Annotated in this window: 3 protein-coding genes and 1 pseudogene; all 4 read right to left on the minus strand. The window is 56.3% G+C overall.

Annotated elements, in window-relative coordinates:
- Positions 1-770 (minus strand): annotated as a pseudogene (locus RI501_RS13685) (hypothetical protein); the annotation flags it as partial.
- Entirely contained in the window at positions 727-948 is a 222-nt protein-coding gene (locus RI501_RS13690; protein WP_313823646.1) for a hypothetical protein, read from the minus strand. The gene RI501_RS13690 and the pseudogene RI501_RS13685, both read right to left, overlap by 44 nt.
- A 345-nt stretch (positions 949-1293) precedes the next feature.
- Entirely contained in the window at positions 1294-1581 is a 288-nt protein-coding gene (locus RI501_RS13695; RefSeq protein ID WP_313823648.1) for a hypothetical protein, read from the minus strand.
- 859 nt (positions 1582-2440) lie between these two features.
- The gene (locus tag RI501_RS13700; RefSeq protein WP_313823650.1) at positions 2441-18301 is read right to left on the minus strand and encodes a serine-rich family protein; all 15861 of its coding nucleotides are present in this window, start codon (positions 18299-18301) and stop codon (positions 2441-2443) included.
- Between the last annotated feature and the right edge of the window lie 7 nt (positions 18302-18308).

Genomic DNA, 18308 nt, shown 5'->3' on the forward strand with positions numbered 1-18308 from the left:
TTGGACTGACTGATCTGTGAATCCAATGACGTGTTCGAGGCTTGACTCAAACTACCCTCACTGGCACTGATCAAGGAGTTATCACTGGCTTGTGATTGCGAGACTTCACTCAGACTGGCCATCGATTCACTGATCGTCGACCCTTGAACGGATTCGGAAACCGACCGCTCACTCAGACTCGCCATTGAAGCGGAGACTTCGCCGGAAACGGAAGCACTGGCTGAGGCGCTCTGACTGGCAACGGAAGCCGTTGACGCACTGGCGCTAGCCGTGGATTCACTGACCGAAGCCGACCCACTCGCAGAAGCACTGGCCGAAGCAATCGCCGATTCACTCTGTGACGCTTGCGTCGAAGTCCGGGACGTCGAGTTAGCCGACAAGATACTGTCATCGGAAACTGACCGGTCACTCAGACTGGCCGTCGAGGCCGCAATTGAGGCGCTCTGACTAGCTGCAGATTCGGATTGTTCGCTCAGGCTATCCGCCGAAACGGAATTGCTTGCCGAAACCCGACTCAGAGAAGCCGCACTCTCAGAAACCTGAACGGATTGACTGACAACGACACTGGTTGACGCACTCGCGGAAGCTTGACTCTGCGAAGCATCACTCATGGAAGCGAAGCTGGTCGACGTTTGACTCATCGAAGCTTCGGATTGTGAGGTTTCGGAAGCCACCCCACTCATCGAGCTTGAAGCAGCACTGACACTGGCATCGGAAGCCGACATCTCAGATTGTTCGCTGAGAACGGATTGCGAGTCGAAGCCGAGCACTCAGGCTGGCGTTCGACGCGCTGGTCTGCGAGACGGACAAGACGGACTGTTCACTGGCATCCGATTGTGATTGGGCACTCAGGCTAGCTTCACTACCGCTAATCTCGGAAGCGTACGAGGAATCACTCGCCTCACTGAGATCTCGGCTAGCTTCACTGGCACGTGATTGGATTGACAATTCACTGGCCTGTGAAATCCCGGCCGATCACTCAGGCTGGTGGAGTAAGCGATTGCTCACGCTTGTTGCGATGAGTGACGGCAACCGAAGCGGACTCACTGGCACTGATCGACGTTGCGGACTCGCTTTGACTGAAGCTTGACTCGAACTCTGGCGTTGTGCGGAGGTCGAAGCCGAAACACTGCGGAAGTCGAAGCCGACTCGCTAGAGTTGGTTTGTTCACGACGCTCCGGGACGTGGCTGGCCGAACTGACTCGCGATGCTCAACGGTTGACTGTTCTGTTGGCAGAAGAGTTGCTTGACCGAGTTCTCACTCATCGAAGCTTCTAGCTGCGGAGGCCACACTCAACGCGGAAGGAGGCGACTCTCTGGCACTCGCCGACACTGCTGACTGATCAACGCTCGGACGTGACTCAAGCTGGCGTTCGATTCGCTCAATTGCGATTCGGAGATCTGCGATTGTTGACTAGCCGCAGAAGCCGTCAAGCGGTACTCAAGCTGGCGGCTTTGACTGGCGACGACACTAGCCGAAACGACTAGCGGAGTCGAACCGCCGTGACTCACGCTTCGGAGTTCGAAGCGGAGGTCGAACGCCGAAGCAGCGGACTGGCTCACGCGGAAGTCGAGTTGCAAGATTCACTCAGGCTACTGACATCGCCGCACTTTGACTGGCGTCACTTTGGATTGTTCGCTGGCGATTCGGAGTTCGGTACTCAACGGCATCCGAAACGGCCATTGTCAGCCGACACTCGCTCGAGGCGGAGCGAAGCCACACTCATCGGACCCGTGACTGACCGATCGGCTGATCACTCAGGCTGGCGTTGAAGAATCGTCGGAAGCCGAACTCACTTCGGATTCTGACTACTCGCGGAGTCTGGAACGATTCGTTGACGTCACTGAGCTTGGCTCGAAAGCCGAGTTCGCACTCGGAAGTCTGACGATTTGGCTGGAAGACTGATCAACGAGTTCTGACTGGCGGATTGTCGAAGCCGAAGCACTATCGGAAGTTGTTGCACTCACTGGCTGACTGGTCTTGCGATTCCGTTCGGACGTGGAGGTCCACGACTTCACTGGCATCGGAGGCCGTTTGCGATCACTCAGGCTCGGCCACGATGTGGAGCTGGCACTTCGAATTCTGGCTCGAACGATTGCGACTGTTTCGAAACCGTTGGCCTAGCACTCTGACTAGCAGCATCGAAGCCGGAACTGGATTCGGAGTTGAGGCACTCGCCGCGGACTTGGTCGGAAGCCGACCACTGGTTCGGCTCAAACTGCCGACATTCGGAAGCTGGCTTGGCCGTTGACCGTAGAGACTGAGCCGAAGCGACTCACGAAGATGGTCGGACTGACACTAGCGATTGACTAGCCGCGAAACCGAAGCGGACTCGCTGGCCGACGTTGGGCGTTCACTCCGTGGCTGGCGAAGACCGAAGCGGACTGACTAGCAATCGTTGGACTGACTCTGGTTAAGACGGAGTCGGAAGCCGATTGTTCAGCTGGAAGTCGAGGCCGAAGCACTCTGACTAGCTTGTTCCGAGGTCCGGGAAGTCGAGTTGGCCGACAAGATGCTGGCGTCGGAAGCCGACCGGTCACTCAGGCTAGCTGCCGATTCAGACATCGCCGCACTTTGACTGGCGTCACTTTGCGATTGTTGACTGAGACTATTAGCGGATTCGGAGTTAGCCGCCGAAACGGTACTCAACGAAGCATCCGAAACGGAATTGTCAGCCGAAACACTCGCGGAGGTCGAGGCGGAGTCGGAAGCCGAAGCCACACTCATCGACCCGTGACTGATGGAGCCATCACTCAGGGAAGCTTCGGAAGCCGAAACTTCGGAGTTGGTGCTGGTCAACGATTCGTTGGCGTCACTGAGACTGGCTTCACTGGCCGAAACCATCGATAACTCACTGACGATATCCGTGGAGACCTGACTCAGACTGGCATTAGAAACGCTCAGTTGTGAATCGGCCATTTCGGATTGTTCACTGGCATCGACTTGCGATTGGGCACTCAGGCTGTTGGCTAAGCTGGTCATCGATTCATCATAGGACGAATCCGAAGCGTCGCTTAGGCTCTGTGCCGTCGAGGTCCAAGCGGAAACCTGACTGGCTTCACTATCGGACTTGGCACTGACACTGGCTACGGCTTTGGACATTTCAGCCGAGGCCGTTTGCGAAGCCCAGACGCTCTCGCTGGCCACGATAGCGGCCGAAGCACTGGCAGAAGCTTGGGCTTCACTGGTCAGAACGGACGTGGAAGCCGATTCGCTGGCCGAAACGTTGGCCGACTCGCTTTCACTGGTTTGGGTGGAATTCCGGGATTCGGAGTTGGCGGATAAGCCGCTAGCGGCGGAAGCCGACCGTTCACTCAAACTCAAAGCAGAGGCAGAAATTTCAGAAGTTTCACTGGCGTTGCTGTCGATCCGTTCGCTCAAACTTGCGGCGGAAACGTCGGCACTCGCGGAAACTTGACTCAACGACCAATTACTCATCGAGGCTTCAGACTGCGAAGCTTCGGAGGTGACGCTGCCCGCCGAGACGGAAGCGGCACTTTGACTCGCTTCCGCAACGGAAACGGACGTCAATTGACTAACGGTCGATTCGGACAAGGCACTCAGACTGGCGTTCGACGCGCTCAGTTCAGAGTCGGCGATGGCCGATTGTTCACTAGCATTAATTTGTGATTGAGCACTCAGGCTGTTGGCTAAGCTGGTCATCGACTCATCGTAAGACGAATCTGAGGCGTTGCTTAGGCTTTGTGTCGTGGAGGTCCAGGCTGAGACTTGACTGGCATCGGAGACCAGTTGTTGACTCAGGCTGGCCGCCGAAGTGGCGATGCTGATTGACGCTACGGCAGACTCACTAGCACTCTGACTAGCACTGATCGAAGCCGTGACACTGGCCGTTGAGGCACTCGCGGCGGATTCGACGGTAGCACTGGTCGACGCACTCGCGGAAGCGGCGGCCGATTCACTGGCCGACGTTTGGGCGGACGTCCGGGTGACGGAGGCCGCGGACAGGATGCTGGCATCGGAAGCCGACCGTTCGCTTAAGCTGTTGGCCGATTCGGAAGCCGTGGCACTCTGGCTGGCATCGGCGGACAACTGTTGACTCAAGCTGTTGGCCGAAGCCGAGTTAGATGCCGACAAGATACTTAATGAAGCATCCGATACGGAGTTATCAGCCGAGACGCTGGCCGATTGACTCGCCGAAGCTGAGGCCGATTCGCTGGCCGAAACACTAGCGGAAACACTGGCCCGTTGAGAATCACCCATCGAAGCTAAGCTCATCGATTCTTCGGATCGTGAAACTTCGGAGAATTGACTATCCGCGGATTGACTCGCCGCACTCAGACTAACCGTCGAAGCACTAACCACGGATTGTTGACTGGCAATCGAGTTAGATTGCTGGCTCAAGCTCTGGTTCGACAAGCTCATTTCAGAAACGGAAACGACCGATTGAACACTGGCATCGCTTTGCGAGACCGCACTCAAACTGGCGGCACTCTCACTGATTTGTGAGTCGTAAGACGAATCATTAGCGGCACTCAAACTCTGTGATTGCGAGGCAATCAGCGAGGTTTGACTCGCCTCACTGGCGGAACGGTCACTCAGGCTGGTCATCGATTCTTCAATCGAGGCAGCAACGGAAGTGGAAACCGCCGCACTCTCACGTGCAGAAGTCGAGGCCGATTCGCTAGCCGTGACGGAAGCTAAGCTGGCTTCCGTTGCGGTGCTGGCCGAAGCCTTAGCCGACTCAACCGCCGACTCACTTTGACTGGCCTGTAACGAGGTCCGAGACGTGGAGTTGGCCGACAAGACACTGGCATCGGACAACGACCGGTCACTGACACTGGCAACCGAGGCGGACAAGTCCGCACTCTGACTCGCCCCACTGGCAACCTGTTCACTCAGGCTGTTCGCGGAGGCCGAGTTGCTGGCCGATAAGACGCTCAGGGAGTTCTCGGTTTCGGAAATTAAGCTCTGTGACGCGTCACTCATCGAGGCTTCAGAAGCCGACACTTCGGAGGTCCGACTGGTCAAGGAATCGACCGCTTCACTTAGGCTGGTCAACGACGTGGAAACCGTCGATAACTGGCTAACCGTGGCTTGCGACAACTGACTCAGACTCATGTTCGAAACACTCAATTCGGATGCGGACATCATCGATTGCTCGTTGGCGTCGGAAACGGATTGTTCACTCAGGCTGGCATTGCTGTTGCTGATTTGTGAATCGTACGATGAATCGTGCGCATCACTCAAACTCTGTTCTTGTGAAGCTAATTGTTGACTAGCACTGGCTTCAGCAGCTGACTTGGCGCTGACGCTAGCGACATCCGTTGAGATGGATGCGACTTGCGAAGCCACAATCGAGGCACTGGTCGTTGCCGAAGTCGTGGCACTTTGACTGGCATTAGCCGACGCGGTGCTATCCACGATGGCCGTGGACGTCGAAGCCTGGGCTGATTCACTAGCGGATTGACTCTGACTCGTTTGCGTCGAGTTTCTGGACATCGAGTTCGCCGACAAGATGCTGCTATCGGCGGCGGAAATCTCACTCAATGACTGGTGACTCATGGACGCTTCGGACTGACTGATCTCGGAGTTGACACTCGCCGTAGCCGAAGCAGCCGCACTGACGCTGGCTTCAGCGGTTGAGACGGAGGCCTGTTGACTAGTGATGACCGTGGACAGTTGACTCAAGCTGGCGTTGGAAGCACTTAATTGGGCACTGGCAACGGCCGATTGTTGACTCGCATCAGACTGTGATTGGGCACTCAGACTGGTCAAGACGCTAGCGATTTCAGAGTTGAACGAGGAATCGGAAGCTTCACTGACACTCTGTTCCACGGAGGCCATGGACGCGTTGACGCTGGCTTCACTGATGGACGCGTCGCTGATACTGTTCAGCGATTCGACGATGGAAGCGGCTTGTGACGTCGAGACGCTGGCACTTTGGTTAGCCGAGGCAACGCTAGCTTCACTCGCCTCTGCGGCTGAGGTGCTGGCCGTTGCTGACGCGATCGCCGAAGCCTTCGCCGACTCACTGGCCGACTGGCTTTGACTGGTCTGCATCGACGTCCGGGATTCGGAGTTGGCCGACAACTCACTGGCGTCGGACAAGGACCGATCGCTGAGACTGGCCGCCGAAGCCGAAACGCTGGCTTCTACTTCAGACGTGGAAGCGACCCGTTCGCTGGTACTGTTGGCCGAGGCCGAGTTGCTAGCGGACAAGATACTCAAGGACGCATCACTAGCGGACAACTTAGCCGAACTTGCGGCGGATTCACTCGCCGAGACGCTGGCCGAAGCGGAAGCGGATAACCCACTCATTGAGGCTTCGGAAGCCGACATTTCGGAGTAGCGACTCCCTTGCGAGTTCAGTGCTTCGCTCAGGCTAGCCGTTGACGCATTGTTATCAGAAAGTTGACTGGCCGTCGAAGCGGACAGTTGACTCAAACTTTCGTTAGAAAGACTTTGTTCAGATGCGGAAATTGTTGATTGCTCAGTGGCATCGGAAGCCGAGAGTTGACTCAGGCTGGCGTTGCTTTCACTGATTTGGGAATTCAAGTCGGAATTAGATTCCGCACTCAAACTTTGAATTTGCGAAGCAATCTGATCACTCAGACTGGCCTCACTTGCGGATTTATCGCTGACACTGGCCATCGAGACGGAGATGGATGCTGATTCACTCGCCGAAATGGCTGCGCTGGCGTCCGCCGAGGCACTCGCCGAAACGATCGCCGTGGAGCGACTGACACTAGCGACGGTCGATTCACTGGCCGAAGCTTGTGCGGAGGTCGACGCGGAAGCACTTTGGCTAGCCGCCGTAGAGGTTCGAGAAGCGGAGTTGGCCGACAAGAGACTGACGTCGGATAAGGACCGTTCACTCAGACTGGCAGTTGACAACGAAACACTGGCACTTTGACTAGCCTGTGCCGACAAGTCGGCGCTGACGCTGTTGGCCGAAGCCGAGTTAGATGCCGACAAGACGCTCAGGGAATCCAGCGCTTGAGAAACGGCGGCGGAAACCTTGGCCGAAGTCGAAGCCGACACACTCGCGGAGGCACTGGCCGAAGCCGTACTCATCGAAGCCAAGCTGGTCGAGATGTCACTCAAGGAAGCTTCGGAGACCGAGGCTTCAGACAATTGACTGGCAACCGCTTCGGAAGCGGCACTCAGGCTATCATTGGAAGCACTGACCGCGGACTGCTGACTAGCTAATGAATTCGATTGGGCGCTCAGGCTGGCGTTAGAGAGACTCAGCTGCGAAGCAGAGATCAGCGATTGCTGACTGGCTTCGACTTGTGACTGGGCACTCAGACTAGCGGCACTCTCACTTAACTCTGAATTGTATTCAGAGTTGGAAGCGGCACTCAAGCTATTTTCTAGCGATGTCAAGGCATCGCTTTGGCTAGCTTCACTCTCAGAAACCTCGCTGAGGCTGTTCAGAGAAGCTGTGACGGAATCCCATTGACTAGTCGAAACGCTAGCACTGACACTGGCCGACTGGCTAGCCGATTGACTGGCCGTCGCGGACGTGACACTGTTCGAGTTTGCCACGGAGCTGGACGTCATGGCGGATTCGCTGGCCGATTGACTAGCCGACGTTTGCGCCGTGGTCCGTGACGTAGAAGCTGCGGCACTGGCATCGGAAACCGACCGGTCACTCAGACTGGCGGCGGAGGCAGAAGCTACCGCGCTCTGACTAGCGCCACTCACAATCTGTGAATTCAAGCTGTTCGTGGAAGCGGAATTACTTGCTGACAGTTGACTCAACGATTCCAGGCTCATTGACGCGAAGCTCTGGGATGTGACACTCATCGAAGCTTCAGACTGACTCACTTCGGAAAGCTGACTGGCGATGGACGTCGATGCGTCACTAGCGCTGACCAGCGATTTGGAAGCTGCCGAGGCTTCGCTGGCTGCGGAAGCCAAGTGGTCACTCAGGCTAGCGTTAGAGGCACTGATCTCGGAAACAGACATCATCGATTGTTCACTGGCGTCCGAAGCCGAAACAACGCTCAGGCTATCGTTAGAAGCACTGATCTGTGAATCGTATTCAGAGGTCGAGGCATCGCTGATACTGTTCTCCAGCGAAGCCAAGGACTCGCTTTGACTAGCTTCGATCGTGGACTTGTCACTGACACTGGCATCAGATTCGGAGATTGACGCCGACTGACTGGCCGAAACGATCGCGCTATCGCTTGCGGAGTCGGCAGCCGATTGACTGGCGACCTGCGAAGCGTCACTTTGCGACGTGGCTACGGAAGCCGAAACACTCGCCGAAGTCGACGCCGACGCACTTTGGCTAGCCGCCGTAGAGGTCCGGTCCGTGGAGTTGGCCGACAAACGGCTCTCATCGGTAGCGGAACGCTCACTCAGGCTAGCGGCGGAGGCCGATGCTTCCGCACTTTGACTAGCGCCGCTGGCCACCTGTTCACTCAGGCTGGCAGCGGACGTGTTATTGCTGATTGATGCGTTACTCAAGGAGGCATCACTGACGGAAACCAGGCTGACCGACAAGTCGCTCATCGAGGCTTCGGAAGCCGACATTTCGGAGTAGCGACTCCCTTGCGAGTTCACGGCTTCGCTCAGGCTGGCCGTCGAGGCATTGTTATCAGAAAGCTGACTGGCCGTCGAAGCGGACAGTTGACTCAAGCTTTCATTGGAAAGACTTTGTTCAGATGCGGAAATCACAGACTGTTCGGACGCGTTAGAAGCCGAGAGTTGACTCAGGCTAGCGTTGCTCTGACTGATCTGTGAATCGTATTCAGAAGTCGAGGCATCGCTGATACTCTGTTCCAGCGAAGCCAACGACTCGCTTTGACTGGCTTCGATCGTGGACTTGTCGCTGACACTGGCATCGGAAACGGAGATGGAAGCCGAGTCACTGGCAGAAATCGTCGCACTGGTGTCGGCCGATGTAGAAGCCGATTGACTAGCCGTCGATTCACTGGCACTGGCCTTAGCCGAATCAGCCGCGGAGACCGTCGCCGATTCACTGGCTGAGGCACTTTGACTGGCCGCCGTGGAAGTTCGCGACGTCGAGTTCGCCGACAAGACGCTGGCGTCGGAGACCGACCGTTCACTCAGACTGGCCGTGGAAGCCGCTAAGCTTTCACTTTGACTAGCCTGCAGGGACTGATCCGCGCTGACACTGTTGGCCGAAGCCGAGTTGCTTGCAGACAACTCACTCAAGGAACGATCCGACGTCGAAACGGTAGCGGAATCAGAAGCCGAAACGGAAGCCGAATCAGCCGCGGATTGAACGGCGGATGCCGTGCTCTTCGAAGCTTCACTGACGGAGTAATCACTCATGGAGGCTTCGGATTGGCTAACTTCAGAGAGTTGACTATCGGCGGACTGACTGGCCGCACTCAGGCTGGTCTCGGCCTCACTGACCGAGTTCAGTTGGCTGGTGACGGAGTTCAGGTGCTCGCTGACACTAGCGTTACTCATGCTCTGTTCGGATTCAGAGATCATCGATTGTTCAGACGCGTTAGAAACTGATAGGTCGCTCAGGCTAGCGTTACTTTGACTGATCTGTGAATCGTACTCGGAAGTCGAGGCATCGCTGATACTCTGTTCCAGCGAAGCCAAGGACTCACTTTGACTGGCGATGGAAGCCGACTTGTCGCTGACACTGGCGTCAGAAACGGAGATGGAAGCCGAGTCACTCGCGGAAATTGCCGCGCTGGTATCGGCCGATTCAGAAGCCGATTGAACGACCTCCGACCGACTAGCACTGGCCTTGGCCGAATCATCGGCGGAAGCGATCGCCGACTCACTCGCCGAGGCACTCTGGCTCGCGGCGGTTGAAGTCCGCGATGTCGAGTTGGCCGACAAGACGCTGGCGTCGGAAACCGACCGGTCACTGACACTGGCCGTCGAAGCCGCCGCACTCGCACTCTGACTCGCCTGACTCTCCAGCTGACTGGTCAAGCTGGCTTCGGACTTAGCAATGCTTTGCGATTGTTGACTCAGGGAGGCTTCGCTCTCGGAGACGTTGGATAATTGACTGGCAATGAGGCTGGTTGAGGCATTCGCTGAGGCAACTGCCGAAGCTTGACTCTCGGAAGCAAAGCTATTGGACGTGTCACTCATCGAGGCTTCGGATTGCGATAATTCGGATAACTGACTGTTCAGAGATTCGGAAGCCGCACTTTGACTGGCTTCAGAAGCACTCATCGCAGAAACCTGGCTGGCCGCCGAAGCGGATAAGCTGTTCAGGCTAGCATTCGAAGCACTCAATTCGGATTCGGACATCATCGATTGCTCGTTGGCGTCGGAAACGGATTGGTTGCTCAGGCTCGCGGCACTTTCGCTGAGTTGAGAATTGTAATCGGAGTTGGACGCCGCACTTAAGCTGTGTTCCAACGAAGCGATGGATTCACTCAGACTAGCTTCAGAGACGGACTTGGCACTGACACTGGCATCCGAAGCGGACGTCGATGCAGAGACCTCAGCCGAATCAGCAGCACTTTGACTGGCCGACTCGGAAGCCGATTGTTCAGCATCGGAGCGACTGGCACTGGCACTAGCCGATTCAGAAGCCGAAACGCTAGCCGAGTTGTCGGCCGATTCGCTTTGGCTGGTCTGCGTTGAGGTCCGCGACGTCGAGTTCGCCGACAGGATACTATCATTCGACAATGAATGTGCGCTCAGGCTCGCGGCCGACTCGGAAGTTGCGGAGTTCTGACTCGCGACGCTTTCGGAGTACTCACTCAAACTATTAGCGGAATCGACGTTACTGATCGACTGGGCACTCAACGAGGCTTCACTGGCCGAAATTTCACTTAAGGAAACCTGACTCAATGAGGCTTCGGAAGTCGAGGCCGCCGACAACTGACTGGCGACAGACTCGGAAGCGACACTAGCACTGGCATCCGATTGACTCATTTCAGATAACTGGCTGGCCGTCGAAACAGAAGCGTTGCTCAGGCTGGCGTTCGAGGCACTCAATTCGGATTCGGACATCATCGATTGCTCGTTGGCGTCGGAAACGGATTGATTACTCAGGCTCGCGGCACTTTCGCTGAGTTGAGAATTGTAATCGGAGTTGGACGCCGCACTTAAGCTGTGTTCCAACGAAGCGATGGATTCGCTCAGACTAGCTTCAGAGACGGACTTGGCACTGACACTGGCATCCGAAGCGGATGTCGATGCGGAAACCTCAGCCGAATCAACAGCACTTTGACTGGCCGACTCGGAAGCCGATTGTTCGGCATCGGAGCGACTAGCACTGGCGTCGGCAGAATCAGAAGCCGAAACCGTCGCGGATTCGCTGGCCGAAGCCGAAGCACTGGCCGCGGATTCAGTCCGGGACGTGGAAGCCGCCACGCTGGCATCACTAGCTGACCGTTCGCTCAGACTAGCGGCAGATGCGGACGCTAATGAATTCTGGCTTGCTAACGATTCGGAGACCTGACTGACGCTGTTTGCGGAAACCGAGTTGGAAGCTGATTGATCACTTAAGGAGGCTTCACTAGCGGAGATGCGACTCAGAGACGCCCCACTCATCGAGGCTTCGCTCGTGGAGAACTCGGACGCTTGACTCGCCGCGGAAGCAACCGTCTGACTCACACTCGCCGAGGCTTGACTGTTGGCCGAAGCCTGACTGTCAAGTTGACTCTGGTGAGCACTGACACTGGCATTACTCAGGCTCAGGGCTGATTCGGAAATCGCCGAAACCTCACTGACATTGGAAGCCGAAAGGTCACTGAGACTGGCGTTACTTTGACTGATTTGCGAATCGTATTCAGAAGTCGAGGCATCACTGATACTCTGTTCCAGCGAAGCCAAGGACTCACTTTGACTGGCCAGGTCCGTAGACTTCTGGCTCAGACTCATATCGGCATCGGATAACGAAGCAGCTTGCGAAGCCGAAACCTCAGCACTCGCTGCGGCCGAAACCGTGGCGGACTCGCTCGCACTAGCATTCGCAACGCTGGTAGCGACGGAATCGGAAGCAGAAGCACTCGCCGAGACGCTGGCCGAGGTGCTTTGACTCGCCTGCGAAACCGTCCGGGAGGTGGAGTTGTCATTCCAAACACTGGCATCACTAGCCGACCGGTCACTCAGACTGGCAACTGAGGCCGAAGCCGCAGCACTTTGACTGGCGATCGATTGAGCTTGTTCGCTCAGGCTAGCCGACGTGGACGCCGCAGCACTGGCGACGTCACTCAGGGAAGCCTCACTGGCGGAGATCAGGCTCAGCGAAGCATCGCTCATCGAGGCTTCGGACTGACTCAGTTCGGAAGCCTGACTGTTCAAGGCTTGCGAGGTCTCACTGACACTGGCATCGGAAGCACTGACTGCGGACAGCTGACTAGCAATCGAGTTAGAAACTTGGCTGAGACTAGCGTTACTTGCGCTTTGATCAGAAGCCGACATCATCGATTGTTCGTTGGCGTCGGAGACGGATTGGGCACTCAGGCTAGCGTTCGACTCACTAATTTGCGAATCGTAAGACGAGTCGTGCGCATCGCTTAAGCTCTGTTCCGCGGACGCGATGGCGTCACTCAGACTGGCTTCAGAAGCGGACTTGGCACTGACACTGGCGTCAGATTCGGAGATCGAAGCGGCTTGAGAGGCCGAAATCTCAGCACTGGTTTGTGCTGACGTAACAGCCGAGGCACTGGCCTCAGCCGAGGCGTCACTGGCTTCACTCGCCGTAGAAGCAGAAAGCTCAGCGGATGCACTACCCGAAGCACTTTGACTGGCTTGCGAAGCCGTTCTGGACATGGAATTGTCGGATAATAAACTGTCATCGGCAGTGGACCGCGAGTTCAGACTAGCCGCTGAAGCGGATTGATCGGCACTCTGGCTGTTACCACTGGCGATTTGTTGACTCAAACTGTTGGCCGAAGCCGAGTTAGATGCCGACAGAACGCTAAGCGAGTTTTCACTGGCGGAAAGCTGACTCAACGACGCGTGACTCATCGAGGCTTCGGATTGTGAAACTTCGGAGGCCAGGCTCTGGGCCGATTGAACGGCGTCGCTGACACTGGCCGAAGCATCACTGACACTAGCCACCTGACTAGCGGTCGAAGCGACGATTTGACTCAGACTCGCGTCACTCAAGCTTTGCGCCGAAGTGGACATCATCGATTGCTCGTTGGCATCGGAGACGGATTGGGCACTTAAGCTGGCGTTCGACTCACTGATTTGCGAATCGTAAGACGAGTCGTGCGCATCGCTTAAGCTCTGTTCTGCGGACGCGATGGCGTCACTCAGACTAGCTTCTGCGGCGGACTTGGCACTAACACTGGCGTCAGATTCGGAGATCGAAGCGACTTGGGAAGCCGAAATCTCAGCACTAGTTTGTGCTGAAGCAGAGGCCGATTCACTGGCCTTGGCCGATGCATCACTAGCTTCACTTGCCGTGGAAGCGGAAAGCTCAGCGGACGCACTGCCCGAGGCGCTTTGACTGGCTTGCGAGATTGTCCGGGACATGGAGTTGTCGGACAACAAGCTGTCATCGGCGACCGACCGGGAGTTCAAGCTGGCGACCGACGCAGAAACGTCGGCACTTTGGCTGGCGCCACTGGCAATCACGGTGCTCTCACTGGCGGTCAAGGAAGCATTACTCAACGACACCTCACTGGTCGAGGCTTCACTGGCCGAAATCTGGCTCAGAGAAACCTGACTCATCGAGGCTTCGGATTGTTCAATTTCAGAAATAGCGGCACTGGTCGACACAATCGCGTCACTCACACTCGCCGCGGAAGCCGAGTTCTCAGAGACTTGGCTGTTCACGGAGTTCAGCAGCTGACTCAGGCTATCATTCGAAGCGCTGAGTTGCGATTGTGAAACGGCCGATAAGTCGCTGGCGTTACTCTGAGATAACGAAGCCAGGCTGGCAGCACTTTCGCTGTCCACGGCACCACTAGCGGCGGATAACTCACTGCTGATGGCCGACGTGACTTGGCTCAGGCTATCGATGGCTTGCGAAACCGTTGCTGACTCACTCGCCGAAACGCTTGCGGAGTCACTCGCTGAAGTAGCCGCGGACTCACTTGCACTGGCGGCCGTCGTACTTTGATCAGCGGAATCACTGGCCGAAGCAACGGCAGATTCACTCGCCGAGGTACTTTGACTAGCGGCCGATGGCGTCCGGGACGTCGAGTTGGCCGACAAGATGCTGGCATCGGAAACAGACCGGTCACTCAGGCTAGCCGCCGAAGCGGAAGCCGATTGACTCTGGTGCGCGGCCGAAGTCGATAAGTTACTCAAACTAGTGGTGGAAACCGAGTTGCTAGCGGAGACCTGACTCAGAGAGTCCAAGCTTAACGAGGCGTCAGCCGATTCCTTAGCGGACGCTTCGGCTGACTGTTCCGCGGAAGCTGCCGCGGACGTGACGGCCGAGGTCGAAGCGGAATTGGCGGCGGAGACCTGACTTAACGAGGCCTCGGATTGCGACAATTCGGATAATTGACTCTGCAGGCTGGCCGTCGATTCACTCGCACTGGTTTCGGCACTGGTGATAGCGGACAACTCGCTGTTTTCGGAAGCGATGTGTTCACTGACACTTGCGTCACTCAGGCTTTGTTCGGAAGCCGAAATCGTGGATAACTCGGTGGCGTCAGACTGGGATTGTTCACTCAGGCTGGCTGCCGAGGCGCTGATTTCGGAGTTGTGGGTCGAATCGTTAGCGGAACTCAGACTGGCTTCACTGGCACTAACGGCGGAAAGCACGCTGGTTTCCAAGGAAGTCTTCTGACTGAGGCTGGCCATCGATTCAGCGATCGAGGTCGCAATGGACGTGGATTCGTCCGCGCTTTCACTGGCCGATTGACTGGCGACTTGACTCTCGTGGGCTTGGCTCGTGCTCTGCGAAGCGGAAACACTGGCCGAAGCGCTGGCCGAAGTCGTCGCGGATTCACTCGCCGACGTTTGTTCGGACGTCCGGGACGTGGATGCGACGACACTGGCATCGGATTCGGACCGATCACTCAGACTCAGGTCGGAAGTGGAGTTGACTTGGCTTTCGCTGGCGACGGCGGTGGAGTGCTCACTGACACTGTTCATCGAATCGGCACGGCTTTGCGAAGCGTTACTCAAGGATTCCAGACTCTCAGAAACCGCACTGGCTTGACTAGCCGATTGACTGGCCGAAGTCGTCGCGGACGTCAGGCTCATCGAGTTTTCGGAAGCGAAAATTTCGGAGGCCGCGTTCGATAAGGACGTAACCTGACTGTCGGCTGCCGACTCGGAAGCGGAAAGGACGGATTGTTCACTCAGAATTTGTTGCGATTGGTTACTCAAACTCCGGTTCGATAAGCTCATGGCCGAAACGGAAATTTCGGACTGGACACTCGCGTCGGACGCCGATTGGGCGCTCAAGCTGGTGTCGCTAGCCGCCATGGCCGAAGTTGAGTCTTCACCGGCCGCACTCAGGCTAATCGATGCCGAAGCGACCTGGGATAAGACTTGGGACTCGGACTGTTCAGCCTGACTCAGGCTAGCCGTGGAAGCCGAAATCTCGGCAGATTCGCTAGCGTCATCACTGACACTCTGGGCCTGTGATTCAGCGACCGACCGATCAATGATCGACTGGCTAGTGCTGTCATCGGCCGAGGTCGAGGCAGACGCACTGGCCGAGTTGCCGGCGGATTCACTCGCGGAGTCCTGAGACGCGTTCCGCGACGTGGAGTGAGCCGAAAGTTCCTGGCTATCGGAAGCGGACCGGTCGCTCAAACTCGTCTGGGCGGAAGCGGTGCTTTCACTTTGACTAGCATCGCTGACTAACCGGTCACTGGTACTGTCAGCGGAGGCGGAAACGCTCTGCGACAGGTTGCTCAGGGAATCCAGACTCAGCGACATCCGGCTGAACGAGGCGTCGCTCATGGACGCTTCGGAAGCGGACAACTCGGAGTGTTGACTCATAGCCGACCCTTGGGCGTCACTGACGCTGGTTGCGGCCGAATTAACGGCCGAAGCTTCACTGGCATTAGCTGAAGCCAGGTTACTCAGACTGGCGTTAGAACGACTAATTTGTGAATTGTAAGATGAGTCACTGGCCACGCTGAGACTTTGTTCCGTGGAAACCACTGCCTTGCTCGTGCTGCTTTCTTGTTCAGAACGCTGGCTGATACTGTTCAGCGAGTAGACTGCGGATTCGGACTGATCAGCGGAGTCGGACGCACTCTGCGACGCACTGACGGAGGCCGTTTGGCTAGCCAGTGATTCGCTGGTTGCCACGGACGTCGATACGGACGCGGACGTGATGGCCGACTTGCTGGCCGATTGACTCTGCGAGGTTTGTAATGAATTCCGGGACGTCGATGTCGCTGACAAGACACTGATATCGGACAACGACTGTGCACTCAAGCTGGCCACCGAGACGCTCACGTCAGCACTCTGGCTAGCGATAGCGGACTGTTGGTCGCTCAAGCTAATTGTGGAATTCGAATTGCTTTGTGAAATTTGACTTAATGAGGTTTCACTGAAGGAAACCTGAGCCGAACGACTAGCTTCTTGACTCGCCAGACGGCTGGTCGAAGCGGCCGCGGATTCTTCGGCGGACTTTTGACTCTCAGAATCGGCACTCATCGACTCGTGGCTCGCATATTGCGCACTAATTGAGGCTTCAGATTGGGACAATTCTGAGTTTTGACTAGCCAGCGAGTTAACAGCTTCACTCGCACTAAGCGAAGCAGCGCTGGCAGCCGAGACTAAGCTGGCATCGCTTTGCGACAGGTCACTCAGGCTGGCGTTCGATAAGCTCAATTGAGCCGAGGCAACGGCGGAGGCCAATGCCGCGTCGGAAGCCGATTGATTACTCAAACTCTGTTGGCTTTCCGAGAAGGAATCACCGGTCTTGCCGTCATTACTAATGCTCGTCACAAAGGAAATCACTCGTGATTCACTGGCAGCAGCTTGGCTTAGACTAGTTTCAGCTGAAGCCATCGCGGAAACCACCTGCGAAACGGACGCAGCATTTTCACTGGCCACAGCGGAAGCAACCTGACTAGCCGCCGACAAGGACTCTGCGGCGACTTGCGATTCGGAAGCCGAGACGGCCGCCGAAGCATCCGCGGATTGACTCTGTGACGTTTGTAACGACGTCCGGGAGTCCCCCATCGATGCCAAGGACTGACTATCATCGGCGGAACGCGACATCAAGCTGGCTTCGGAAGCCGCGGTGTCTTCACTCTGACTAACCGTCGCGGAGTTAAGACTATTCAAGCTGTTGGCCGAAGCCGAGTTGCTGGCCGACAGGATACTCAACGACGCATCGCTCAGGCTGTTTTCGGAAACGGAAACTTCGGACAACAGACTGGTCATCGAGGCGGAGAAGGCACTGGTGCTCGTCGCCGAAGCGGAGATGGACGCCATGGTGTTGCTGATCTCACCGGACAAGACGCTCAGGCTCTGATCGACTTCACTGGTCTGCGCCGTGGAAGCCGAAGCCTGAATGCTGGTATTATTCAACGACTTCAAGCTCAGGCTATCAGCCACGGAGCTCAGCGTTGAGTCTTCCGAAATGCCATTTTCACTAGCCGACTGTTGCATCGACGTCAGGGACGCAACCACCTTAGAATCCGAAGCGGACGCGTTACTCAAGTTGCTCAGAACTTGGGAAACGGCGGCCGAAACATCTTGTGACTGCGACGCGCTGACACTGGCGGACTCGGAAGCAACGGACGCTTGGGTCGCGATGGACTGAGATGCCGACTGGCTGACCTTAGTAGAGATAGAAGCCGACTTAATTGCCGAAGCACTAGCCGACTCGGAGGCCGTCACTTGACTGTCGGTCAAGGAGCCACTGACAATCTTAATGGTGCTGTCATCGGAAACGGACCGGTCACTCAGACTATTTAAGGAAGCCGACAACGAGGCGTCTTGACTCGCGGCCTGGCTCATTTGTTGACTTAGGCTGAGTAAGGAATCGGAATTGAGTTCCGAAGCGGCACTCATGGAGGCTAACGCACTATTGTGGGCATCCAGAATGCTGGTCGATTCACTGGCCAAGACCCGGCTCATCGAGGCTTCGGATTCCGAAATATCGGACATCATGTTGCTATTAGCCACGGACTGCGACACCGCGTTACTTTCGGAGACGCTGACCTCGGACATGATACTGTTGTCGGAGTCCACCCGGTTACTGATACTTGCTAATGAAGCGGAAACCACGGAGTTCGAGTTGGCGATAGATTGCGACACAATCAGATCGGACAACGAATCCTTGGCACTCTCGTCAGACATTGACTGTTCACTCAGACTGGCAATGGAGGCCGACGTCTGGGAGTTCACAATGAGCTGGGATTGCGAAGCTAAGCTAGCACTCTGTTCCGCAGAAACGACTTGCGATAAGGCAACCGATAAGGATTCAGAAATTTGTGACAAACTACCA

This window comes from Levilactobacillus zymae, from assembly GCF_032190635.1.
In the GTDB taxonomy this organism is placed as follows: domain Bacteria; phylum Bacillota; class Bacilli; order Lactobacillales; family Lactobacillaceae; genus Levilactobacillus; species Levilactobacillus zymae_A.